The 23,124-nt window shown below is 60.2% G+C and carries 18 protein-coding genes and 2 tRNA genes; 19 read left to right on the forward strand and 1 reads right to left on the reverse strand.

The genetic code is table 11. From position 1 onward, the window contains the following. From ACXJKE_RS21480 to ACXJKE_RS21570, 19 genes are all read left to right on the forward strand, one after another. Positions 1–274, forward strand: a 274-nt coding sequence (locus ACXJKE_RS21480) for an EF-Tu C-terminal domain-related protein (RefSeq protein ID WP_457282624.1), incomplete at its 5' end; no start/stop codon positions are given. Positions 275–291: 17 nt separating this feature from the next. After that, positions 292–367: transfer RNA gene (locus tag ACXJKE_RS21485), tRNA-Trp, on the forward strand. A 132-nt stretch (positions 368–499) separates the two neighbouring features. Further along, the gene (secE, locus tag ACXJKE_RS21490; RefSeq protein ID WP_457282625.1) at positions 500–883 is read left to right on the forward strand and encodes a preprotein translocase subunit SecE; all 384 of its coding nucleotides are present in this window, start codon (positions 500–502) and stop codon (positions 881–883) included. 68 nt (positions 884–951) lie between these two features. Beyond that, positions 952–1,479, forward strand: a complete 528-nt coding sequence (gene nusG / locus ACXJKE_RS21495; RefSeq protein WP_228778638.1) for a transcription termination/antitermination protein NusG — start codon at positions 952–954, stop codon at positions 1,477–1,479. A 140-nt stretch (positions 1,480–1,619) separates the two neighbouring features. Further along, positions 1,620–2,054, forward strand: a complete 435-nt coding sequence (rplK, locus tag ACXJKE_RS21500) for a 50S ribosomal protein L11 (RefSeq protein ID WP_007871338.1) — start codon at positions 1,620–1,622, stop codon at positions 2,052–2,054. Then, positions 2,051–2,746 (forward strand): 50S ribosomal protein L1, encoded by a 696-nt coding sequence (rplA, locus tag ACXJKE_RS21505; protein ID WP_457282626.1) that lies wholly within the window; start codon positions 2,051–2,053, stop codon positions 2,744–2,746. The genes rplK and rplA overlap by 4 nt, the downstream gene beginning before the upstream one ends. A gap of 262 nt (positions 2,747–3,008) precedes the next feature. Next, positions 3,009–3,539, forward strand: coding sequence for a 50S ribosomal protein L10 (rplJ, locus tag ACXJKE_RS21510; RefSeq protein WP_457282627.1), 531 nt, complete (start codon positions 3,009–3,011; stop codon positions 3,537–3,539). Between the two features lie 29 nt (positions 3,540–3,568). Next, complete coding sequence (gene rplL / locus ACXJKE_RS21515) at positions 3,569–3,946, forward strand: 50S ribosomal protein L7/L12 (protein ID WP_431094480.1); 378 nt, start codon at positions 3,569–3,571, stop codon at positions 3,944–3,946. Positions 3,947–4,287: 341 nt separating this feature from the next. Further along, on the forward strand, positions 4,288–8,400 hold the full coding sequence (rpoB, locus tag ACXJKE_RS21520; protein WP_457282628.1) for a DNA-directed RNA polymerase subunit beta: 4,113 nt from the start codon (positions 4,288–4,290) through the stop codon (positions 8,398–8,400). Between the two features lie 27 nt (positions 8,401–8,427). Next, entirely contained in the window at positions 8,428–12,648 is a 4,221-nt protein-coding gene (rpoC, locus tag ACXJKE_RS21525; RefSeq protein ID WP_457282629.1) for a DNA-directed RNA polymerase subunit beta', read from the forward strand. 294 nt (positions 12,649–12,942) lie between these two features. Further along, positions 12,943–13,536, forward strand: a complete 594-nt coding sequence (locus ACXJKE_RS21530; RefSeq protein ID WP_457282630.1) for a LemA family protein — start codon at positions 12,943–12,945, stop codon at positions 13,534–13,536. Between the two features lie 254 nt (positions 13,537–13,790). Beyond that, entirely contained in the window at positions 13,791–14,795 is a 1,005-nt protein-coding gene (locus ACXJKE_RS21535; protein ID WP_457282631.1) for a M48 family metalloprotease, read from the forward strand. Between the two features lie 163 nt (positions 14,796–14,958). Next, positions 14,959–15,309, forward strand: a complete 351-nt coding sequence (locus tag ACXJKE_RS21540; protein WP_457282632.1) for a c-type cytochrome — start codon at positions 14,959–14,961, stop codon at positions 15,307–15,309. A 12-nt stretch (positions 15,310–15,321) separates the two neighbouring features. Continuing rightward, positions 15,322–16,632 (forward strand): NAD(P)/FAD-dependent oxidoreductase, encoded by a 1,311-nt coding sequence (locus ACXJKE_RS21545; RefSeq protein WP_457282633.1) that lies wholly within the window; start codon positions 15,322–15,324, stop codon positions 16,630–16,632. 173 nt (positions 16,633–16,805) lie between these two features. Next, the gene (gene rsmB / locus ACXJKE_RS21550) at positions 16,806–18,254 is read left to right on the forward strand and encodes a 16S rRNA (cytosine(967)-C(5))-methyltransferase RsmB (RefSeq protein ID WP_457282701.1); all 1,449 of its coding nucleotides are present in this window, start codon (positions 16,806–16,808) and stop codon (positions 18,252–18,254) included. Further along, positions 18,235–18,897 carry a DUF4390 domain-containing protein gene (locus ACXJKE_RS21555; RefSeq protein WP_457282634.1) on the forward strand — a complete coding sequence of 221 codons (663 nt, stop codon included), beginning with the start codon at positions 18,235–18,237 and terminating at the stop codon, positions 18,895–18,897. Before rsmB ends, ACXJKE_RS21555 begins: the two co-directional genes overlap by 20 nt. Continuing rightward, entirely contained in the window at positions 18,894–21,200 is a 2,307-nt protein-coding gene (locus ACXJKE_RS21560) for an ATP-binding protein (RefSeq protein WP_457282635.1), read from the forward strand. Before ACXJKE_RS21555 ends, ACXJKE_RS21560 begins: the two co-directional genes overlap by 4 nt. A gap of 67 nt (positions 21,201–21,267) precedes the next feature. After that, positions 21,268–21,948, forward strand: a complete 681-nt coding sequence (locus tag ACXJKE_RS21565; RefSeq protein ID WP_457282636.1) for a response regulator — start codon at positions 21,268–21,270, stop codon at positions 21,946–21,948. Positions 21,949–22,006: 58 nt separating this feature from the next. Further along, positions 22,007–22,082: transfer RNA gene (locus ACXJKE_RS21570), tRNA-Phe, on the forward strand. Positions 22,083–22,209: 127 nt separating this feature from the next. On the opposite strand, the gene ACXJKE_RS21575 is transcribed toward ACXJKE_RS21570, so the two are convergent. Further along, a complete protein-coding gene (locus tag ACXJKE_RS21575; RefSeq protein WP_457282637.1) occupies positions 22,210–22,977 on the reverse strand; it encodes an SDR family NAD(P)-dependent oxidoreductase in 768 nt (255 codons plus the stop codon). Between the last annotated feature and the right edge of the window lie 147 nt (positions 22,978–23,124).

Genomic DNA, 23,124 nt, shown 5'->3' on the forward strand with positions numbered 1-23,124 from the left:
CTTCACCGGCGAGATCTACGTTCTGAGCAAGGACGAAGGCGGCCGCCACACGCCATTCTTCAACAACTATCGCCCCCAGTTCTACTTCCGCACGACGGACGTGACCGGTGCGATCGAGTTGCCAGAAGGCAAGGAAATGGTCATGCCAGGCGATAACGTGTCGATCACCGTCAAGCTGATCAACCCGATCGCCATGGAAGAAGGCCTGCGCTTTGCCATCCGCGAAGGCGGCAAGACCGTCGGCGCCGGCGTCGTTGCCAAAATCATTGCGTAATTTGTAAGGTTTGATGGAGGGGTATAGCTCAATTGGCAGAGCGTCGGTCTCCAAAACCGAAGGTTGTAGGTTCGATTCCTACTGCCCCTGCCACCCGGCTTTGATGAGTGTCGATGCTGAGGGTGGTTTGAAAAGATAAAAAGCAAGCCCGCCAGGAGTCAAAAACTCCAGGTGGGCTTAAGCGTCTGCAGAGACGCATGAAGATTGAACAGGAAATCGGCGACCATGGCCTCTTCTCAAGTTGAAACTGTCAGTACCAACGCCGACAAGGCCAGGTTGGCTGTGGCTGTCGCGCTGGTGCTGGCCTCGCTGGTGGGCTTCTATTTCTTTGCCAAGCAGGGTCAATTAGCCCAGTGGGGTGCCTTGATTGCTGGTTTGGTGGCGGCGGTTGCTGTGTTCATGACTTCGGAGTCGGGCAGGCAATTTGTGGCTTTTGGGCGCGACTCATGGCGCGAGGTCCGGAAAGTTGTCTGGCCGGCTCGTAAAGAAGCCATCCAGATGACGGCCTATGTATTCGGTTTTGTGGTGATCATGGCCTTGTTCTTGTGGCTTACGGACAAAACGCTCGAATGGGTGTTTTACGACCTGATCCTGGGATGGAAAAAATAATGAGCGATCTGAACGGCACGGTAGTCAGCGAAGTGGCGGCGGGAACGTCTCTCACGCCGACCCCAGGCATGCAGTGGTATGTCGTCCATGCCTATTCCGGCATGGAAAAAGCGGTCGAGCGCAACATCGTTGAGCGCATCAACCGCGCGGGCATGCAGTCCAAGTTTGGTCGTTTCCTGGTGCCCACTGAAGAGGTGGTTGAGATCAAGAACGGTCAGAAGAAGACGACCGAGCGCCGATTTTTTCCGGGCTATGTGCTGGTTGAAATGGTCATGGATGATGAGACCTGGCATCTGGTGAAACACACCAACAAGGTGACGGGTTTTGTCGGTGGCGCCAAGAATCGTCCGGCCCCGATCTCTGAGGAAGACGTTCAGAAGATCGTCAGCCAGATGCAGGTTGGCACCGAGAAACCGCGCCACAAGGTCGAGTTTGAAACGGGCGAATACGTCCGCGTCAAGGATGGTCCTTTCACCGACTTCAACGGTACGGTCGAAGAAGTCAATTACGACAAAAACAAGGTTCGCGTTTCAGTCACGATTTTCGGACGTGCAACGCCGGTAGAGCTGGAATTCAGCCAGATCGAAAAAACGTAATTTCGATTCGGTAAATAATTTCGCGCCTTGCAACTCGGCGCGAAACGGTCCTTGCGGATTGTTTTTGAGTTGTGTAACCCCCGGGGAGCCCGGACCTGCCTTGGCAGCGTTCAGGCGTTATGACCCGCAAGGAGAAAAGTATGGCGAAAAAAATCGTCGGCTTCATCAAGCTGCAAGTGCCAGCTGGTAAGGCCAACCCGTCCCCCCCGATCGGCCCTGCGCTCGGTCAGCGTGGCCTGAACATCATGGAATTCTGCAAGGCATTCAATGCGCAGACCCAAGGTGTTGAGCCAGGCTTGCCACTGCCTGTGGTGATCACGGCATTTGCCGACAAGAGTTTTACCTTCGTCATCAAGACGCCTCCGGCAGGCGTCCTGATCAAAAAAGCCATCAAGCTCGACAAGGGTTCGTCCACGCCGCACACGGTGAAGGTCGGCAAGATTTCCCGCGCACAGCTTGAAGAAATCGCCAAAACCAAAATGAAAGACATGACGGCTGCTGACCTCGACGCTGCAGTTCGTACGATTGCTGGCACGGCCCGCTCCATGGGCGTGTCGGTGGAGGGTGTTGTATGAGCAAACTGACCAAACGCCAAAAAACCATTGGCGACAAAATCGACAGCAACAAGCTGTACGCAATCTCCGACGCCCTTGGCCTCGTGAAGGAATTTGCTGTCGCCAAGTTCGATGAATCCATCGACGTGGCTGTGCAGCTCGGCATCGATGCCAAGAAATCCGACCAGGTCGTTCGCGGTGCTGTCGTGCTGCCAAACGGCACCGGCAAGACCAAGCGCGTGGCCGTGTTCGCCCAGGGTGCCAAGGCTGAAGAAGCCAAAGCCGCTGGCGCAGACATCGTCGGCATGGACGATCTGGCTGCCGAAATCAAGGCAGGCAAGATGGACTTCGACGTGGTGATTGCTTCCCCTGATGCCATGCGTATCGTGGGTACGCTGGGCCAAGTGCTCGGCCCCCGCGGCCTGATGCCCAACCCCAAGGTTGGCACCGTGACGCCTGACGTGGCGCAAGCCGTCAAGAATGCCAAAGCCGGCCAGGTCCAGTTCCGTGTCGACAAGGCCGGTATTGTTCACGGCACGATTGGCCGCCGCTCGTTCGACACCGCCAAGTTGCAAGGCAATCTGGCTGCACTGATCGACGCGTTGCAAAAAGCCAAGCCGGCTTCGAGCAAGGGTGTGTATTTGAAGAAAGTTGCGGTTTCGTCAACGATGGGTGTGGGCGTTCGCGTCGACACGCAAACCATCGCGGCGTAATCGCAGAAATTTGGGTGCCCCGCAAAGGGCGCCCAATGTGGTGGGCTGCCGGGGTTCGTTCCGGCAGGTCATCAAAGACCGTTGGCGTGGCAGGCTTTTTGGGCTTGCCGCTTAATCGAAAGACAGCCAACGCAGATGGCGGTCCCGCTGCAGATGGTTTTGCAAAGAATCTGAAACAGTTGGTCGCTGAACATGAGCGTGTTGAAGGTTGAAGGTGGTGAAAGCCGCTGGAAGCTGACCACACATTTTTAAGGAGTAGACCTTGAGTCTCAACCGCAGTGAGAAACAAGCCGTCATTGATGAAGTGACTGGCCTCGCCGCTAAAGCTCAAACGCTCGTGATGGCGGAATACCGTGGTATCACGGTCGCTGACATGACCCGTCTGCGCAGCCAAGCCCGCGACAAAGGCGTGAACCTGAGTGTTCTGAAGAACACCCTGGCTCGCCGTGCCGTGGCAGGCAGTGCATTCGAAGTCGTGTCCGACCAGATGACGGGCCCGCTGATCTATGGCTTTTCCACAGATGCTGTGGCTGCTGCAAAAGTAGTCGCTGACTTCGCAAAAACCAATGACAAATTGGTGATTCGCGGTGGTGCATTTGGCGGTAAATCCCTGGACGTGAACGGCGTGAAGCAACTGGCCAACATTCCTTCCAAGGAAGTGTTGCTCGCCCAGTTGTGTGGCTTGCTGATGTCGCCTATGTCGCGTACGGCCGTTGTGCTGGGCGCCCTGGCGGCCAAAAAGGGCGGCGGCGCAGCCGATGCCCCCGCAGCAGCTGAAGCTGTAGCAGCGTAATTTGTACCCAACTTTTTAGGAAATTCAAAATGGCATTCGATAAAGACGCATTTTTGACCGCGCTGGATAGCATGACGGTCCTCGAACTCAACGAACTGGTGAAATCCATCGAAGAGAAATTTGGCGTGAGCGCAGCTGCGATGGCTGCTCCCGCTGCTGGCGGTGGCGGCGGTGCTGCTGCAGCTGCTGAAGAGAAGACCGACTTCAATGTCGTGCTGCTCGAAGCTGGCGCCAACAAGGTGTCGGTCATCAAGGCCGTTCGCGAAATCACCGGTCTGGGCCTCAAAGAGGCCAAGGACCTGGTTGACGGCGCTCCGAAGAACGTCAAGGAAGGCGCTCCAAAGGCTGACGCAGAAGCTGCGAAGAAGAAGCTCGAAGAAGCTGGCGCGAAAGTCGAACTCAAGTAATTCTTGGTGTTTGAGAAGGCTGGAAGACCGTAGTCGGGCTTCCAGCCTTTCGTGTTTCAAGGAACACACCGAAAAGCAGACTTAACCGTCTGCTTTCCAGTGTTCTTCGAACCCTGACAGGCCTGCAGCCTGTTCAGTGTTTTGTAGAAACACTGGAAAAATGATTGATACCAGTCCTTTTTCCAGTGTTTTCTGACCCCGACTGCAGAAAACGCCTTGGTTCGGGTGACGTGCAATGCGTCACCGTCCGCCATGGTTGGTAGTGGCCAACCACCAAGCTGCCTGAATACGTGGTGTATTCGGGCACGAGAGTCGCCAGAGCCCATCAACGCGGAGAACTCATGGCCTATTCCTACACCGAACGTAAACGCATCCGCAAAAGCTTCGGCAACCGCGAAAGCGTGTTGACTGTTCCCTATTTGCTGCAAATGCAGAAAGACGCGTACACAGCGTTCCTGCAAGCCGACCGTGCGCCTCAAAAGCGGACCGTTGAAGGCCTGCAGGCAGCGTTTGAAAACGCCTTCCCCATCGTCTCGCACAATGGTTTTGTCGAGATGAAGTTCATCGAGTACAACCTGGCCAAACCCGCATTTGACGTGCGCGAGTGCCAGACTCRTGGCCTTACTTTCGCCTCGGCCGTACGTGCCAAGGTGCAGCTGATCATTTATGACCGCGAATCCTCCACATCGCAGTCCAAGGTGGTCAAGGAAGTCAAAGAGCAAGAGGTCTACATGGGCGAAGTGCCGCTCATGACCGACAAGGGCTCTTTTGTGATCAACGGGACCGAACGCGTGATCGTGTCCCAGTTGCACCGGTCGCCTGGCGTGTTTTTTGAACACGACAAGGGCAAGACCCACAGCTCGGGCAAGCTCCTGTTTTCGGCCCGTATCATTCCCTACCGCGGTTCGTGGCTCGACTTCGAGTTCGACCCCAAAGACATCCTGTACTTCCGGGTTGACCGTCGTCGCAAGATGCCTGTCACGATTCTGCTTAAGGCCATTGGCCTGAACCCGGAATCCATCCTGGCCAATTTCTTTGTGTTCGACAATTTCCGCCTGATGGATAGCGGTGCACAGATGGAATTCGTAGCCGAGCGCATGCGCGGTGAAGTGGCCCGTTTCGACATTACCGACAAAAACGGCAAGGTCGTGGTCGCGAAAGACAAGCGCATCACGGTTCGCCATACCCGCGAGCTGGAGCAAAGCGGCACCACGACGATCAGCGTTCCCGAAGATTTCCTGATCGGCCGTGTGGTCGCCAAGAACATCGTTGATGCTGAGACCGGTGAAATCATCGCCAAGGCCAATGATGAACTGAGCGAAGTGCTGCTGAAGAAGTTGCGCGTTGCCGGCGTGCAGGACCTGCAGGTTTTGTATACCAATGAACTCGACCAGGGTTCGTACATTTCCCAGACTTTGCGCTCCGACGAAACCGCAGACGAGTTTGCTGCGCGCGTTGCCATCTACCGCATGATGCGCCCCGGCGAGCCACCCACCGAAGATGCCGTGCAGGCCCTGTTCCAGCGCTTGTTCTACAACCCGGATACCTACGATCTGTCCAAGGTCGGCCGCATGAAGTTCAATGCCCGCGTGGGCCGTGATTCGTCCACTGGCCCCATGGTCATGACCAACGAGGACATCCTCGCTGTCGTCAAGATCCTGGTGGACCTGCGCAACGGCAACGGTGAAGTCGATGATATTGACCACCTCGGCAATCGCCGCGTGCGTTGTGTCGGCGAACTCGCTGAAAACCAGTACCGTACCGGTCTGGCACGTATCGAAAAGGCCGTGAAAGAGCGTCTCGGCCAGGCCGAGCAAGAGCCGCTGATGCCGCACGATCTCATCAACAGCAAACCGATTTCGGCTGCGCTGAAAGAGTTCTTCGGTGCATCGCAACTCTCGCAGTTCATGGACCAGACCAACCCGCTGGCCGAAATCACCCACAAGCGCCGTGTATCGGCTCTTGGCCCGGGCGGTTTGACCCGCGAACGCGCCGGTTTTGAAGTGCGCGACGTGCACGTGACCCATTACGGACGCGTCTGCCCGATTGAAACGCCTGAAGGTCCGAACATCGGTCTGATCAACTCGCTGGCCTTGTATGCCCGCCTCAACGAATACGGTTTCATTGAAACCCCGTATCGCCGTGTGGTGGACGCCAAAATCACCGACCAGATCGACTACCTGTCGGCCATCGAAGAAGGCAAATACGTCATCGCCCAGGCCAACGCGGCTCTGGACGATGCCGGCAAGCTGACCGGTGACCTCGTGTCTGCCCGGGAAAACGGTGAGTCCGTACTGGTGGGCGCAGAACGCGTCCAGTACATGGACGTGTCTCCTGCACAGATCGTCTCGGTGGCGGCTTCCCTGGTTCCGTTCCTCGAGCATGATGACGCCAACCGCGCGTTGATGGGCGCCAACATGTCCCGTCAGGCCGTGCCTGTACTGCGCCCTGAAAAGCCGCTGGTCGGCACGGGCATTGAGCGGGTTGCTGCGGTTGACTCCGGCACCGTGGTGACTGCCAATCGCGGCGGTGTGGTGGACTACGTTGATGCAACCCGTATCGTGGTGCGCGTCAACGACGCAGAAGCCCTCGCCGGCGAAGTCGGTGTGGACATCTACAACCTGATCAAGTACCAGCGTTCCAACCAGAACACCAACATCCACCAGCGTCCTATTGTTAAGATCGGCGACAAGCTGGCCAAGGGTGACGTGATTGCCGACGGTGCATCGACTGACCTGGGCGAAATCGCCATTGGCCAGAACATGCTGATCGCGTTCATGCCATGGAACGGCTACAACTTCGAGGATTCGATCCTGATCTCCGAGCGCGTAGTGGCCGAAGACCGCTACACCTCGATTCACATCGAAGAACTCGTCGTGATGGCCCGTGACACCAAGCTGGGTGCCGAAGAAATCACGCGCGACATTCCCAATCTGTCCGAGCAACAGCTGAACCGCCTCGACGAGTCCGGCATCATTTATGTCGGCGCTGAAGTCCAGCCGGGCGACACGCTGGTCGGCAAGGTCACGCCCAAGGGCGAGACCACGCTGACACCGGAAGAAAAGCTGCTGCGCGCCATCTTCGGCGAAAAAGCCAGCGATGTGAAAGACACTTCGCTGCGCGTGAGCCAAGGCTCGCAAGGCACCGTGATCGACGTGCAGGTCTTCACCCGTGAAGGCATCGTGCGTGACAAGCGCGCCCAGCAGATCATTGACGACGAACTCAAGCGCTTCCGCCTGGACCTGAACGACCAGTTGCGCATCGTCGAGGCCGATGCGTTCGACCGTATCGAAAAACTGCTGATAGGCAAGGTTGCCAACGGCGGCCCGAAGAAGCTGGCCAAGGGCACCAAGATCGACAAGGCCTATCTGGCCGATGTCGAGAAGTACCACTGGTTTGACATCCGTCCTGCCGATGACGAAGTGGCTGCGCAGCTCGAAAGCGTCAAGAACTCGATGGAGCAGACGCGCCACAGCTTCGACCTGTCTTTCGAAGAAAAGCGCAAAAAACTCACGCAGGGCGACGAGTTGCCAGCGGGCGTGCTCAAGATGGTCAAGGTTTACCTGGCCGTCAAGCGCCGCCTGCAGCCTGGCGACAAGATGGCCGGCCGTCACGGCAACAAGGGTGTCGTGTCCAAGATCGTTCCGGTCGAAGACATGCCGCACATGGCCGATGGCACACCGTGCGACATCGTGCTGAACCCGCTGGGCGTGCCTTCACGGATGAACGTGGGCCAGGTGCTTGAGGTGCATCTGGGCTGGGCCGCCAAGGGCCTGGGCCATCGCATCGGGGACATGCTGCAAGCCGAAGCCAAGGTGCAGGAAATCCGCAAGTTCATGGAAACGATCTACAACAAGTCAGGCCGCGCAGAGGACCTGGCGAAGTTGTCGGATACCGACATCATCGAGATGGCCGGCAACCTCACCACTGGCGTGCCTTTTGCCACTCCCGTGTTTGACGGTGCTTCCGAGGCCGAGATCATGGGCATGCTCCAGCTGGCGTATCCGGACGACATTGCCAAGGCCAAGGGCCTGACGGCAACGCGTACCCAGGCCCAGCTGTATGACGGCCGTACGGGTGATGCGTTCGAGCGCACGACCACGGTGGGCTACATGCACTTCCTGAAACTTCACCACCTGGTGGACGACAAGATGCATGCACGGTCGACCGGTCCTTACTCGCTCGTCACCCAGCAGCCGCTGGGCGGCAAGGCGCAGTTCGGCGGACAGCGTTTCGGCGAGATGGAGGTCTGGGCGCTGGAAGCGTACGGCGCCGCCTACACGCTGCAGGAAATGCTCACCGTCAAGTCGGACGACGTGCAGGGCCGTACCAAGGTCTACGAAAGTATCGTCAAGGGCGAGCACGCGATCACGGCCGGCATGCCCGAGTCGTTCAACGTGCTGGTCAAGGAAATCCGCTCGCTCGGTATCGACATCGAACTCGAACGCAGCTAATCAACAGGAAAGAAAAGGATTTAACTCATGAAATCATTACTCGACCTGTTCAAGCAATTCACGCCGGATGAGCATTTTGATGCCATCAAGATCGGCATGGCTTCGCCCGAGAAGATCCGTTCGTGGTCTTTCGGCGAAGTGAAGAAGCCTGAAACCATCAACTACCGTACCTTCAAGCCAGAGCGCGACGGTCTTTTTTGCGCCAAGATCTTTGGCCCCATCAAGGACTACGAATGCCTGTGCGGCAAGTACAAGCGCCTGAAACACCGCGGTGTCATCTGCGAAAAGTGCGGCGTTGAAGTCACACAAACCAAGGTTCGCCGCGAGCGCATGGGTCACATCGATCTGGCCGCACCGTGCGCGCACATCTGGTTCCTGAAGTCGCTGCCGTCGCGCCTGGGCCTGGTGCTCGACATGACGCTGCGCGACATCGAACGCGTGCTGTACTTTGAAGCATATGTAGTCACCGACCCCGGCATGACCCCGCTGAAGAAATTCAGCATCATGTCGGAAGACGACTATGACGCCAAGCGCAAGGAATACGGTGATGAATACACCGCCAAGATGGGCGCGGAAGGCATCAAGGACCTGCTCGAAGGGCTGGATCTCGACGTTGAAATCGAGAAGCTGCGCAACGACCTGACCGGTTCCGAAATCAAGATCAAGAAGAACGCCAAGCGCTTGAAATTGATGGAAGCGTTCAAGAAGTCCGGCATCAAACCGGGCTGGATGGTGCTCGACGTGCTGCCTGTGCTGCCGCCGGACCTGCGTCCGCTGGTGCCACTGGACGGCGGCCGTTTTGCGACCTCCGACCTGAACGACCTGTATCGCCGCGTGATCAACCGCAACAGCCGTCTGCGCCGTTTGCTGGAGCTGAAGGCGCCTGAAATCATTGCCCGCAATGAAAAGCGCATGCTGCAGGAAGCTGTGGACTCGTTGCTCGACAACGGACGCCGCGGTAAGGCCATGACGGGCGCCAACAAGCGCGCACTGAAGTCTCTGGCCGACATGATCAAGGGCAAGTCAGGCCGTTTCCGCCAGAATTTGCTGGGCAAACGCGTCGACTACTCCGGCCGTTCCGTGATCACCGTGGGCCCAACACTCAAGCTGCACCAGTGCGGCTTGCCCAAGCTCATGGCGCTGGAACTGTTCAAGCCCTTCATCTTTGCGCAGCTTGAGTCGCGCGGCATCGCCACGACGATCAAGGCAGCCAAGAAGGAAGTCGAATCCGGCACGCCAGTGGTGTGGGACATCCTGGAAGAGGTGATCAAAGAGCACCCTGTGATGCTGAACCGTGCGCCTACGCTGCACCGTTTGGGCATTCAGGCCTTTGAACCCATCCTGATCGAGGGCAAAGCCATCCAGCTGCATCCGCTCGTCTGTTCGGCCTTCAATGCCGACTTCGACGGTGACCAAATGGCTGTCCACGTACCACTGTCGGTAGAAGCACAGATGGAAGCCCGCACCCTGATGCTGGCTTCGAACAACATCCTGTTCCCTGCCAACGGCGAACCGTCCATCGTTCCTTCGCAGGACGTTGTGCTGGGCCTGTACTACACGACCCGCGACCGTACCAACGGCAAGGGCGAAGGCCTGGTGTTCTCCGACACCGGCGAAGTGCGCCGGGCATTTGACGCGGGTGAGCTTGACCTGAACGCCCGCATCAGCGTGCGCCTGACCGAGTACACCAAAGACAAGGCCACCGGCGAATTTGTGCCGTCGACCAAGCTGTGGGAAACCACGGGCGGCCGTGCACTGCTGTCCGAGATCCTGCCCAAAGGTTTGCCTTTCTCCAACATCAACAAGGCGTTGAAGAAAAAGGAAATCTCCAAGCTGATCAACGTGTCTTTCCGCAAGTGCGGATTGAAAGAGACCGTGGTGTTTGCCGACAAGCTGCTGCAGTCGGGCTTCCGCCTGGCGACAAAAGCCGGCATCTCGATCTGCATCGACGACATGCTGATCCCCAAGGAAAAGCCCGCCATCATTGCGCGCGCACAAAAGGAAGTCAAAGAAATCGAGCAGCAGTATGTCTCGGGTCTCGTGACGTCCGGCGAGCGCTACAACAAGGTGGTCGACATCTGGGGCAAGTCCGGCGACGAAGTGTCCAAGGTGATGATGGCCCAGCTTTCGAAAGAAAAAGTACTGGACCGCAACGGCAAGGAAGTCGAGCAGGAGTCCTTCAACTCCATCTACATGATGGCCGACTCCGGCGCCCGCGGTTCCGCTGCGCAGATTCGCCAGGTCGCCGGTATGCGCGGTTTGATGGCCAAGCCAGACGGCTCCATCATCGAAACGCCGATTACCGCCAACTTCCGTGAAGGCCTGAACGTGCTGGAGTACTTCATCTCCACCCACGGTGCCCGTAAGGGTCTGGCCGATACGGCGCTGAAAACGGCCAACTCCGGCTACCTGACGCGCCGCCTTTGCGACGTGGTTCAGGATCTGGTGGTCACCGAAGAAGATTGCGGCACGCAAGAGGGTTCCCTCATGCGCGCCATCGTCGAAGGTGGTGAAGTCATCGAATCGTTGCGCGACCGTATCCTCGGCCGCACAGCGGTCGAAGACATCCTGCACCCGGAAAACCGCTCGGTGCTGGCCAAGGCCGGGGTCATGCTGGACGAAGACCTGATCGAAGAGCTCGAAGCAGCCGGCGTGGACGAAGTGAAAGTGCGCACGGCACTGACCTGCGAAACCCGTTTCGGTCTGTGCGCCAAGTGCTATGGCCGAGATCTGGGTCGCGGCGGCCTCATCAACATCGGCGAAGCCGTCGGTATCATCGCCGCGCAGTCGATCGGTGAGCCCGGCACGCAGCTGACGATGCGGACCTTCCACATCGGCGGCGCCGCATCGCGCGCAGCGATTGCCTCCAGCGTCGAAGCCAAGTCCAACGGCGTGATCGGTTTCAATGCGCCGATGCGCTATGTGACCAACAGCAAGGGCGAGCTGGTCGTGATCGCCCGTTCCGGCGAGATCATCATCCATGATGAACACGGCCGTGAGCGTGAGCGCCACAAGGTGCCGTACGGTGCCACGTTGACCGTCAAGGCCGACCAGACCATCAAGGCCGGCGCCATTCTGGCCAACTGGGATCCGCTGACGCGCCCCATCATTACCGAGTTCGCCGGCAAGGTGGCCTTCGAGAATGTGGAAGAAGGCGTGACGGTTGCCAAGCAGGTTGACGATGTGACGGGTCTGTCCACCCTGGTGGTGATCGATCCGAAACGCCGCGGCGCCACGAAAGTGATCCGTCCGCAGGTCAAGCTGATTGACGCCTCCGGCCATGAAGTCAAGATCCCCGGCACCGATCACTCGGTGACGATTGGCTTCCAGGTGGGTGCGCTGGTCCAGGTGCGTGACGGCCAGGACGTGGGCCCCGGCGAAGTGCTGGCCCGCATCCCGATCGAAGGCCAGAAGACCCGCGACATTACCGGCGGTCTGCCGCGTGTTGCCGAGCTCTTCGAAGCCCGTACGCCGAAAGACAAGGGCACGTTGGCTGAAATGACCGGTACTGTGTCCTTCGGTAAAGAAACCAAAGGCAAGGTCCGCTTGCAGATCACTGATCCTGAAGGCAAGGTCTGGGAAGACCTGGTTCCGAAGGAAAAGAACATCCTGGTGCACGAAGGCCAGGTGGTCAACAAGGGCGAGTCGATTGTGGACGGCCCGGCCGACCCGCAAGACATCCTGCGCCTGCTGGGTATGGAAGAGCTGGCACGCTACATCGTCGACGAAGTGCAGGACGTTTACCGTCTGCAGGGCGTGAAGATCAACGACAAGCACATTGAAGTGATTGTTCGCCAGATGCTGCGCCGCGTGGTCGTTGAAAACGTGGGTGACTCCAGCTACATCGCTGGTGAACAGGTCGAGCGTTCTGCCATGCTGGATGCCAACGACGCCCTGCGCGCTGACGGCAAGATTCCGGCAACGTTCAGCAACTTGTTGCTCGGTATCACCAAGGCTTCGCTGTCGACCGATTCGTTCATTTCTGCGGCTTCCTTCCAGGAAACCACCCGCGTGCTCACCGAGGCTGCCATCATGGGCAAGCGCGACGAGTTGCGTGGCCTGAAAGAAAACGTGATCGTCGGCCGCCTGATTCCCGCCGGTACCGGCATGGCCTACCACGAGGCACGCAAAGCCAAGGACCAGATGGACGACGCAGAGCGCCGCGCCATCGCTGAAGCCGAAGCGGCCGAGCTCGAAGCCATGCCCGCCGCAGCCGAAGCGGGTGGCGACAGCGCGGCTTCCGAGTAAGCCAGACTGACTCCCGCGCCGTAAAAGGCGCCAGGCCCCACATCCCGCAAGGGTGTGGGGCTTTTTTTATGGCAGGACGTCCGTCGCGTGGCAATCATGCAGGCGGGGATCTAAGCGAAATTGGGGTTTTGCGCATATCGGACGTGCGCAATCAGCTATAAAAATCATAGCGTTTGGTGGCAATCAAAAACAGCCTGCAAGCTTGCCGATTGAGCCCAAAAACAGTTAACCTCGCGGCAGTCGCCCGCCGAGCTGTCGGGTGAGTGTCAGCTCATGTCGCACCAAGGAATATCCATGCCTCTTAGCACGCTTGTTTTCGTCATTGTGTTTGCCTTGCTGGTTTTCTGGGCCGTAGGCGCCTACAACCGGCTGGTTCGGCTGAAAAACATCATTGCCAACGCTTTCGCCCAGATCGATGTGCAGCTCAAGCGCCGCTACGACCTGATTCCCAATCTGGTCGAAGCCGCCAAAAAATACCTGCAGCATGAGCAAAGCACGCTTGAGGCGGTGATGCTTGCGCGCAACCAGGCGCGCACGGCCAGCGATGCGGTGCGCAGCCGCCCGGCCAATGCTGGCGCCGTCGTGGCGCTGGCCGCCGCCGAGCAGTCGCTGGACGGCAGCCTGGGGCGGCTTTTTGCCGTAGCCGAGGCCTACCCCGAACTCAAGGCCGACCAGACCATTCGTGAACTCAGCGAAGAGCTCACCAGCACCGAAAACAAGGTCGGTTTTGCCAGGCAGGCTTATAACGATGCCGTGCTGGACTACAACAATGCGCAGGGGCAGTTTCCCGCGCTGCTGATTGCCCGCACGTTCGGTTTTGCGCCCTCAGCCATGCTGCGCGCAACCGAAACACCGGCCGAGCGTCAGGCTGTGCGTGTCCAGTTCTGAAAACGTGGCCCCCACGCTTGTCACTTCGTGTATCACGCGAGGCCTTGCAGGCCGCGGCTCGCGAGACGCTTCGCCTCTGTCGCCTGTCCAAAGCTGCTCAAGCAGCTTTGGAGCCGCAGGCTCCAGCCCCTCGGGGGTCGCTGCGCCTGCGGCCCGGCAAAGCCGGTTCCGCGGCCCTGGCTCGTTTGGATCCTCTGTAAGCTGCCTGCGTGCTCCTCGGGTATTGAAGGGTGAGATGACCCGAGGGGCTGTGAATGCGCTTTTTTGAGCGCCAGGAGACAGCGCGCGGGCAGACCACGCGGCTGCTGGTGCTGTTCGGCTTGACAGTGCTTGCACTGGTTGTGGCGGTCAATGCCGCGCTGGCGCTCACCTGGCGCCTGGTGGCCCCCGGCTTCAGTGGCTACCCCGGCTACTTCTTTGCGGTCAACACGGGCATGACCCTGCTGTTCGTGTTTGGCGGCTGGTGGCTGGAAACCTCTGCGCTGAAGGGCGGCGGTGAGAAGCTGGCGCGCCGTGCGGGTGCCCGGGAAGCCTGGCCAGCCAGCCGGGAGGCCGAACAAAAGCTGTGCAACATCGTGAGTGAGCTTGCCATTGCCGCCAGCATGCGGCCGCCCCAGGCCATGGTGCTCGACCGGGAAGAGGGCATCAATGCGTTTGCCACCGGCTGGAATGAGGACGACTCGGTGGTGGCGGTAACGCGCGGTGCACTGGAGTATCTGACACGCGACGAGCTGCAGGGCTTGGTGGCACATGAATTCAGCCATATACGCGAAGGCGATACGCGTCTGAACATGCGGCTGGCCGGTATGGTGTTCGGGCTTGAGATGGTCTTCAACCTCGGACGCAGCATGTGCGCGCAGAACGACAGCGGCGGGCGTTCTTTCCTTGCCTTGCCCGGCTTTGCCATCATGACCACAGGCTCGCTCGGATGGCTTGCGGGGCGTGCACTGAAGGCGGCGGTGTCGCGCCAGCGCGAGTTCCTGGCAGATGCGCGAGCCGTGCAGTTCACGCGCAGCAAGGATGGCCTGGGTGGCGTGCTGCGCAAGGTGGCGGGCCAGCAGGCGCAGGGGCTGATGCCGCGCAGCGTGCACCCGGCCGTGCAGCACATGCTGCTGGTGGGCCTTCGTGCAGATACCCACTGGTTCGCCAGCCATCCTCCATTGGCCGAGCGCATTCGCCGCATCTATGGCCGGTCAATGGAGGCGCTACCCACGCAGCGCGATGATGAAATGCCGACGCGGCCGGACGCCATTTTCTAGATTCGCCATGGCAGCAATAACTTTCCAATAAGCACATCGCCATTGGGTTGAACGGCAAGGCTCCAGCTGCTGCCGAAGTACTGGATACTCCCTATAGGGTGCAGAGCGCACCGCGTTAAATTTTCAGTTGAAAAGACGGCTGCCCAAAACGACAGGAGAACCTATGAGAACGTTACGTCTTCCAATACCCAGGAGGCTCAAGCGCCTTGCGTTGCCCTTGCTCTGCCTTGCGCTCAGCCCCATGGCGCAGGCGCAAGACGCCGGCACCAAAGAAACGCTTTACGCCAGGGGTCTGGCGGCAACCTGCGCCAACTGTCACGGTACCAATGGCAAAGTGGTTCAAGGTTCCGCGGTCACCTCACTTGCAGGCCTCGACAAGGGTTACATCGTTGCGCAGATGAATGCCTTCAAGGCCGGCACGCGGCCCGCCACGGTGATGCACCAGATCAGCAAGGGTTTCAACGACGCGCAGATCGAGTCGCTGGCGAGCTACTTTGCCGCTCAAAAGAAGTAAGGACCAAACACCATGAACACGCCTCTTCACACTGTTTCGCTGGCGGGCTTCAAGCGCCGCTCCTTCCTGCAGTCAACCGCCGCCCTGGGCTTGCTAGGGCTGGCCGGCGGCGCCAGCACCGCTGAACCATCCAAGGCCAGGGTTGTAGTGATTGGCGGCGGCTACGGCGGCGCTACGGCTGCCAAATATGTGCGCCTGCTGTCGGACAACAAAATCGATGTGGTGCTGATTGAGCCGCAGGACGCCTTTATCTCGTGCCCCATCTCCAACCTCGTGCTCAGTGGCGGCAAGCAGATCGGTGACATTACGACGTCCTATGCGGGCCTGTCGCGCAACCACGGCATCACCGTGGTGAAAGACTACGCCAGCGCCATCGACACCACCAAAAAAACCGTCACGCTGGCTCGCGGCGCCACCATCTCGTATGACAAGCTGGTGGTCTCGCCCGGTGTGGAACTGATGTTCGGCAGCATTGAGGGCCTGAAGGCCGCCAACGACTCGGGCCGGGTCCTGCAGGCCTGGAAGGCCGGCGCGGAAACCCTCGCGCTGCGCCGACAGCTGGAGGCCATGCCTAACGGTGGTGTATATGCCATTACGATTCCTGAGGCGCCTTACCGCTGCCCACCCGGCCCGTACGAACGCGCCAGCGTCATTGCCGGCTACTTCAAGGCCGCCAAACCGCGCAGCAAGGTGCTCATCCTTGATGCCAACCCGGACGTCACGTCCAAAGGGCCGCTTTTCAAGAAGGTGTGGGCCGAGCAATACAAAGGCATCATCGAATACCGCGGCCAGCACAAGGCTACCGCGGTTGACGCCAAAGCCGGGATCATCAAGTTCGATGTGCAGGACGATGTCAAGGCCAACGTGCTGAATGTGTTGCCTTCCATGCGCGCCGGCACGATTGCCGTGCAGGCGGGCCTTAACAACCAGGCCAACAACCGCTGGTGCGGCGTTAACTACCTGACGTTTGAATCCACTGCGGCCAAGGACGTTCATGTGCTGGGCGATTCCATCCAGGTCGCCCCCGCCATGCCCAAGAGCGGCCACATGGCCAACAACCACGGCAAGGTGGCGGCCGCCGCCATCGTGGCGCAGCTCTCGGGCTGGGACGTCAACCCCGCGCCCATGCTGACCAACACCTGCTACAGCTTTGTCGACAACAAGAATGTGATCCATGTGGCCAGCGTGCATGAGTATGTGGTGGCAGAGAAAACTTTCAAGGCGGTAGCCGGCTCCGGCGGCGTCAGTGCCGGGCCTACCGAGCTTGAGGGCGTCTACGCGCTGAACTGGGCGAGCAATATCTGGGCAGACAGTCTCAGTTAGCCCCCACGGTCGTTCGCTTCGCGTAACTCCCTGCCCCCCGAGGGGGCCGCTGCGCCTGCGGTCCGGCAAAGCCGGTCCCGCGGCCCCTGCTTGCAATTCGGGGTGGCGCGGCGGGGACTTGCTACTGGTCTAATACAGGTTGCCGTCCCCTTCGGGCGGTATCCGTGAGACAAATGCAAGACAACCCGACCCAAGTCCCCCTGTGGCGCCAGCTTCAGGGCGCTGCTTCCCTTTTAATGGCCGTGCGTGATGGCCAGTCCATGACCGCCGCGCTGGAAGATGTGGATGCCGCGTTGCGGCCCGGCGTCCAGGCGCTGGGTTTTCACACGCTGCGCTGGCTGGGCCGCGCCGAGGCCTTGCGCCAGCAACTGGCGCGCCGCCCGCCGCCGCCCGAGGCAGATGCGTTGCTGTGTGTCGCCCTCGCCTTGGCCTGGAACGAAATCGATGTCAGCCGGCCGGAACAATTTTCCGGCGGGCCGCCCCCAGGAAAATTAGCCCCTTCTTCTTCTGAATGGGGCAGCGCACCGCCGAAGGCCCGCGAAGCGACAAGCGCGGGGGCCAGATACACGGCACACACGTTGGTCGACCAGACCGTTGAAGCCGCCAAGCGCGGCGACGCCACACAGCACCAGGCCAGCTTTATCAATGGGTGCCTGCGCCGGTTCTTGCGCGAACGCGAGGAGCTGGTGGCACGCACCGAGAAAAGCCCGCAGGCCGTGTGGAACCATCCCCAGTGGTGGATAGACCGGGTGCGCAAGGACCACCCCGGGGCCTGGCAGGCCATACTGCAGGCCAACAATACCCAGGCACCGCTGATCTTGCGCATTAATGAGCGAAAAACGACTCAAGCCCAATACCAGCATGCGCTGGCAGCTATCAATATTGAAGCAACACCGGTCGGCAGGCAGGGAGTCATCCTCGCCCGTGCGCAGGCCGTGAGCTCGTTGCCGGGCTTTGCGGAAGGGCATTTTTCGGTTCAGGACGCCGCGGCGCAGCTGGCTGCGCCTTTGCTTCTGGATGGTTTGAAAGCCGAGGGCGGTGAAGCCGGGAGGCTGAAAGTGCTGGATGCCTGTGCTGCACCGGGCGGCAAAACCGCTCACCTGCTTGAACTGGCCGATTGCGACGTGACAGCGCTGGACATTGATGCGCGCCGCTGCGAGCGCGTGAAGCAGAATCTGCACCGCCTGGGTCTGCAGGCTGACATCCGTGTCGGCGATGCCGGCCAGCCTGATTCCTGGTGGGATGGGCAGGCATTCGACGCGATCCTGCTGGATGCACCCTGTACGGCTTCGGGCATCGTGCGGCGCCACCCGGATGTACGCTGGCTGCGCCGGCCCACGGACATCACCCAATTGGCCGACATCCAGGCGCATTTGCTTAAAACGCTCTGGCTTTTGCTCAAGCCCGGCGGGCGCCTGCTGTATTGCACCTGTTCAGTTTTTCGCGCGGAAGGCGACAACCAGATACAAACGTTTCTTACGCACCACACCGACGCCTTATTAAAGCCTTCGCCGGGGCATTTGCTCCCCCAAAGTGGCGTCGGAGCGACGGTCTTCCCGGACAATTTGATGCGTGAACACGACGGTTTCTATTACGCCCTCCTTGAAAAACGCAGCCGCTGACAGCTGGCGGCGTGCGGTGGGCATCATGGGGCGTTTTCTGCCAGGGCTGTGCCTTTGCATCGCGATGGCCGCACCGGGACCGGCGTTGGCCACCGAGATCACGCAGCTGCGCGTGGAGCGCGGTGACGATGGTGTTCACCTGTCTGCGCAGGTCCGGTTTGAGCTTCCGGCGGTCGTGGAAGACGCCCTGCTCAAGGGGATCCCGATGTTTTTTGTGGTCGAAGCCGACATTTACCGCGACCGCTGGTACTGGACGGACCCGCGCGTGGCCAGTGCGGCCCGCACCGTTCGCCTGGCATACCAGCCATTGACCCGCCGCTGGCGCGTCAACATTGCTTCGGGCCTCATCACCAGTTCGGCGGGCCTGCGCGCCACACTGAACCAGAATTACGAGACCCTTCCCGAGGCCCTGTCTGCCATCCAGCGCGTGGCGCGCTGGAAAATCGCCGATGCGGCCGAGGTCGACCCCGACGCCGCCCACAAGCTTGATTTCAGTTTCAGGCTCGACCTGACGCAGCTGCCGCGCCCCTTCCAGATCGGGGTAGCCGGGCAAAAAGACTGGAATATCTCCGCGCAGGTCAGGGAGCGGCTGAAACTGGAGCCCGCCACGCCTGTGGTCTCCAGCGCCGAGGGCGTCAAGTGAACCTGCAGGTCAGCGGCGGCTCCCTCAAGAGCAGCAAGGCTTTTCGCTGGACGGTCGGTGTCGGGGTGGGGGCCATCGCGGCGCTCGGCCTGGTGCTGATGTTCCTGCTGACGCAGGCCACCGGCAATCGCGAGCTGTACGAGCGCAATTACGCACTGCTCTTTGTGCTCAACGTGGCCGTTGCCGGCTTGCTGCTGCTGGTCATCGGATGGATTGTGGCGCGCCTTGCACTGCGGCTGTACCGCGGCCGCTTCGGCAGCCGGCTGCTGGTCAAGCTGGCCGCCATCTTTGCGCTGGTCGGCCTCATGCCGGGGCTGATGATTTATGTGGTGTCCTACCAGTTTGTGTCGCGGTCGATTGAAAGCTGGTTTGACGTGGAAGTGGAGGGGGCGCTGGCGGCCGGGTTGAACCTGGGCCGGGCCACGCTGGACACCCTGGCCGCCGACCTTGGCAACAAGACACGACAGGCCGCCACCCAAATTTCCGAGACGCCGGACGCCATGGCTGGCCTCGCACTTGAACGCCTGCGCGACCAGCTCCAGGCCAGCGATGTGGTGCTCTGGAGCCCCTCGGGCCAGGTGATCGCCAGCGCAGGTGAGTCGAGATTTCTGCTGAAACCCGAACGCCCTTCGGTGCAGCAACTGCGCGCAGCACGCACACAGCGCGTTGTCACGCAGATTGAAGGCCTCGATGAGGTGGTGTCTGCCGGCAACGGCGAGCTGGCCGCAGGTGGGGCTGCCGGTACCGCGCCGGGGGCCGTTGCGCGGGTCAAGGCGATTGCCGTGGTGAACAACCCCAATGTGAACGTGCTGGGCGACGCGCGGTTTTTGCAGGTGACCCAGCTGCTGCCTGAGGGCCTGGTGGCCAATGCTGTCGCCGTCCAGGAAGCTAACCGCGAATACCAGGAGCGCGCGCTGGCACGCGGAGGCCTGCGCAAGATGTATATAGGCACACTCACGCTCAGCTTGTTCCTGGCCGTATTCGGTGCGGTACTGCTGGCCGTGGTGCTGGGCAACCAGCTGGCCAAGCCGCTGCTGGTGCTGGCGGAGGGCGTGCGCCAGGTGGCCCAGGGCGACTTGACACCCAAGGCCGCCCTGCAGGGCAAGGACGAGCTGGGCGGGCTCACGCGTTCTTTTGCCGACATGACACAGCAGCTGGCCGATGCCCGCTCGGCAGTGCAGCAAAGCATGAGCCAGGTTGATGCCGCGCGCGCCAACCTGCAGACCATTCTGGACAACCTCACCGCCGGCGTGATCGTGCTGGATGTGCATGGCCGCATCCAGTCCAGCAACCCTGGGGCTACCCGCATCCTGCGTGCGCCGCTGGCGGCATACCACGGAAAATCGCTGGGCGAAGTGCCAGGCCTGGGCCTGTTTGCCAAAGATGTGCTGGCCCAGTTCACCGATTACCTCAGCGATGGGGCGCCGCACGGGCTTGAGCATTGGCAGCAGTCTTTTGAGCTCAACGCGGCCGTGCCCGGTGCGCCCGACAACGCCATCACGCTGATCGCCCGTGGCGCCAAGATGCCGGGCACCGAAGAGTTTTTGCTGGTGTTTGACGATGTTTCCGAAATGGTGTCGGCCCAACGCGCGCAGGCCTGGGGCGAGGTGGCGCGCCGCCTGGCCCACGAGATCAAGAATCCGCTCACGCCGATCCAGCTGTCGGCTGAGCGCCTCGAAATGAAACTCACCGGCAAGGTCGGCGAACCCGAGCAGCTGTTGCTCACCAAATCCGTCAAAACCATCGTCGACCAGGTCGACGCGATGAAGCGGCTTGTGAATGAATTCCGCGACTACGCCCGCCTGCCGGCAGCCGAACTCAAGCCTGTTGACCTCAATGCATTGATCAACGATGTGATGCAGCTCTACCTCAGTGACGATCACAGCGAACTGCGCAGCGGCAGTGCCGCGGTTCCGGTCGTTACAGAGCTGGACCCCAAGGCCCCGAAAATCCAGGGCGACGATCAGCAGCTGCGCCAGGTCATCCACAACCTGCTGCAGAACGCCCAGGATGCGCAGGAAGGCAAGGAGGACGGACGGGTTACGCTCAAGACCGAATACTCTGAAACGTCCAGGCGTGTGCGTCTGACGGTGCGCGACAACGGAACGGGCTTCCCCGAACATATCCTCAAACGCGCGTTCGAGCCCTACGTCACGACCAAGGTAAAGGGTACGGGGCTGGGGCTCGCGGTCGTCAAAAAAATTGCAGATGAACACGGAGCCCGCATCGATATTTCGAACCGCGTGGCAGACGGTTTGGTGCAAGGGGCACAAGTGTCGTTATCATTTGCAGTTGTGGCTTAACAACACATTCAGTAACACTTCGATATCCGCACGGCATTCGCAATAACAGGCAGGCAGCAATTCAATCATGGCAAATATTCTGGTGGTCGACGACGAGCTGGGCATACGCGACCTTCTCTCAGAAATTCTTAATGACGAAGGGCATCAGGTCGAGCTCGCCGAGAACGCCGCTCAGGCCCGCGCCGCCCGCGGACGTTCCAGGCCCGACCTCGTGCTACTGGACATCTGGATGCCTGACACTGACGGCGTGACGCTGCTCAAGGAGTGGTCTTCCAGTGGCTTGCTGACCATGCCCGTCATCATGATGAGCGGCCACGCCACGATCGATACGGCAGTCGAGGCTACCAAGATCGGCGCCATGGCGTTTCTTGAGAAACCCATTACCCTGCAAAAACTCCTGAAGGCCGTGGAGCAGGGCCTCACCAAGGCAGCTCCCCGCAAACCCGCCGTAATGAACAGCAGCCCCGCGGCACACGCAGCCGACCTCACGGTAGAAGCCGTGATGACCGGCGGGACCTTGCCGACACCCGTCGACCTGGGTCCTCAGGCCACACAAAGCTTTTTGCTTGAAAAGCCCCTGCGCGATGCACGTGACGAATTTGAAAAAGCCTATTTCGAATTTCATTTGGCCAAGGAAGGTGGCTCCATGACCCGTGTGGCGGAGAAAACCGGTCTTGAGCGTACCCACCTCTACCGAAAGCTCAAGCAACTCGGCGTGGATCTGACCCGCGGCAAACGCGGCGTCTGACTCGCCGGCCCCCAGCGGGCCGGGCCTCCCTTTCTGGTGATATATAATCTGAGGCTCAGGCCCGGTAGCTCAGTCGGTAGAGCAGAGGATTGAAAATCCTTGTGTCGGTGGTTCGATTCCGCCCCAGGCCACCAGATGCGCAAGCCCTTGATTCCTAACGGATTCAGGGGCTTTTTCAGTTCTGGGGCGTCGCTATCGTCCTGGTGGGACCGCCCATGTCAGATTTCGATGGAATTCAACAGCCTTCGATTGGCCCGTCGCTCATGTCCAGCCCCCGTCGATGACCAAATCCTGCGCCGTCATCATCTCGCTGTCATCGGAAGCCAGGAACATTGCTGCCTTCGCAATATGTTCAGGCATCAAATCCCCCGGCAGGCATTGCGCACGGGCCAGGTCTGCCTTGGACTCGGGTGTGACCCACAGCCGCAACTGTTTTTCCGTCATGGTCCAACCCGGCACCAGGGTGTTCACCCGAATGCGGAAGGGCCCGAAGTCTCGCGCCAGGCTCCTGGTGAGCCCTTGCACGGCCGCCTTGCAGGTGGTGTAAACCGGCATGCCGCCTTGCTTGAGCATCCAGCTGACCGAGCCGAAGTTGACGATGGAGCCACCGCCCAGCGCTTTCATGTCCGGCGCGACTTCCTGTGCCGCGAAGAACTGGTGCTTCAGGTTCACGGCGACACCCGCGTCCCAGGATTGCGGTGTCGTGTCCTCGATCAGGTGTCGCTCGTCGTTGGCCGCGTTGTTCAGCAACACCCGGATCGGCCCGATCTGGGAGCGAAGCACTTTGATCGCCTGGCGCATTTCGTCAGTGTCGGTGACGTCGCTGCGCATGAAATGCACGCGCTTGCCGAGCTCCTTCGCCACACTTGCCTGAAGGGCGAGTGCGTTGTCCACGTCGATGTCGATGAACCCGACCTTCGCATCTTGCGCTGCGAACTGCCGCACCAAGGTGGCACCGATGCCGGTCGACCCCCCGGTGATGAGGACGGACCGGTCTTTCAGGCTGGGATAGCGAGTTTGCATGTTCATGTGAATCGTCTCCTAAATTGCGATGTGCAGCGGCGGGGGGCACGCGCGATGCTAGGCTCGACTCGGGCCCGGCACCAATTCAATTTCCGGTGCGAGCGATAGCAATCCGCGCATCGTGCGCTCATGGATGCACACCTCAGGGGACGG

The organism is Polaromonas sp. P5_D5, assembly GCF_054049435.1.

Bases quoted from the DNA above. Each gene is read 5' to 3' on its own strand.
- secE (WP_457282625.1), top strand. From the start codon at position 500: ATGGCCTCTTCTCAAGTTGAAACTGTCAGTACCAACGCCGACAAGGCC.
- nusG (WP_228778638.1), top strand. From the start codon at position 952: ATGCAGTGGTATGTCGTCCATGCCTATTCCGGCATGGAAAAAGCGGTC.
- rplK (WP_007871338.1), top strand. From the start codon at position 1,620: ATGGCGAAAAAAATCGTCGGCTTCATCAAGCTGCAAGTGCCAGCTGGT.
- rplA (WP_457282626.1), top strand. From the start codon at position 2,051: ATGAGCAAACTGACCAAACGCCAAAAAACCATTGGCGACAAAATCGAC.
- rplL (WP_431094480.1), top strand. From the start codon at position 3,569: ATGGCATTCGATAAAGACGCATTTTTGACCGCGCTGGATAGCATGACG.
- rpoC (WP_457282629.1), top strand. From the start codon at position 8,428: ATGAAATCATTACTCGACCTGTTCAAGCAATTCACGCCGGATGAGCAT.
- ACXJKE_RS21530 (WP_457282630.1), top strand. From the start codon at position 12,943: ATGCCTCTTAGCACGCTTGTTTTCGTCATTGTGTTTGCCTTGCTGGTT.
- ACXJKE_RS21535 (WP_457282631.1), top strand. From the start codon at position 13,791: ATGCGCTTTTTTGAGCGCCAGGAGACAGCGCGCGGGCAGACCACGCGG.
- ACXJKE_RS21540 (WP_457282632.1), top strand. From the start codon at position 14,959: ATGAGAACGTTACGTCTTCCAATACCCAGGAGGCTCAAGCGCCTTGCG.
- ACXJKE_RS21545 (WP_457282633.1), top strand. From the start codon at position 15,322: ATGAACACGCCTCTTCACACTGTTTCGCTGGCGGGCTTCAAGCGCCGC.
- rsmB (WP_457282701.1), top strand. From the start codon at position 16,806: ATGCAAGACAACCCGACCCAAGTCCCCCTGTGGCGCCAGCTTCAGGGC.
- ACXJKE_RS21565 (WP_457282636.1), top strand. From the start codon at position 21,268: ATGGCAAATATTCTGGTGGTCGACGACGAGCTGGGCATACGCGACCTT.
- ACXJKE_RS21575 (WP_457282637.1), bottom strand. From the start codon at position 22,977: ATGAACATGCAAACTCGCTATCCCAGCCTGAAAGACCGGTCCGTCCTC.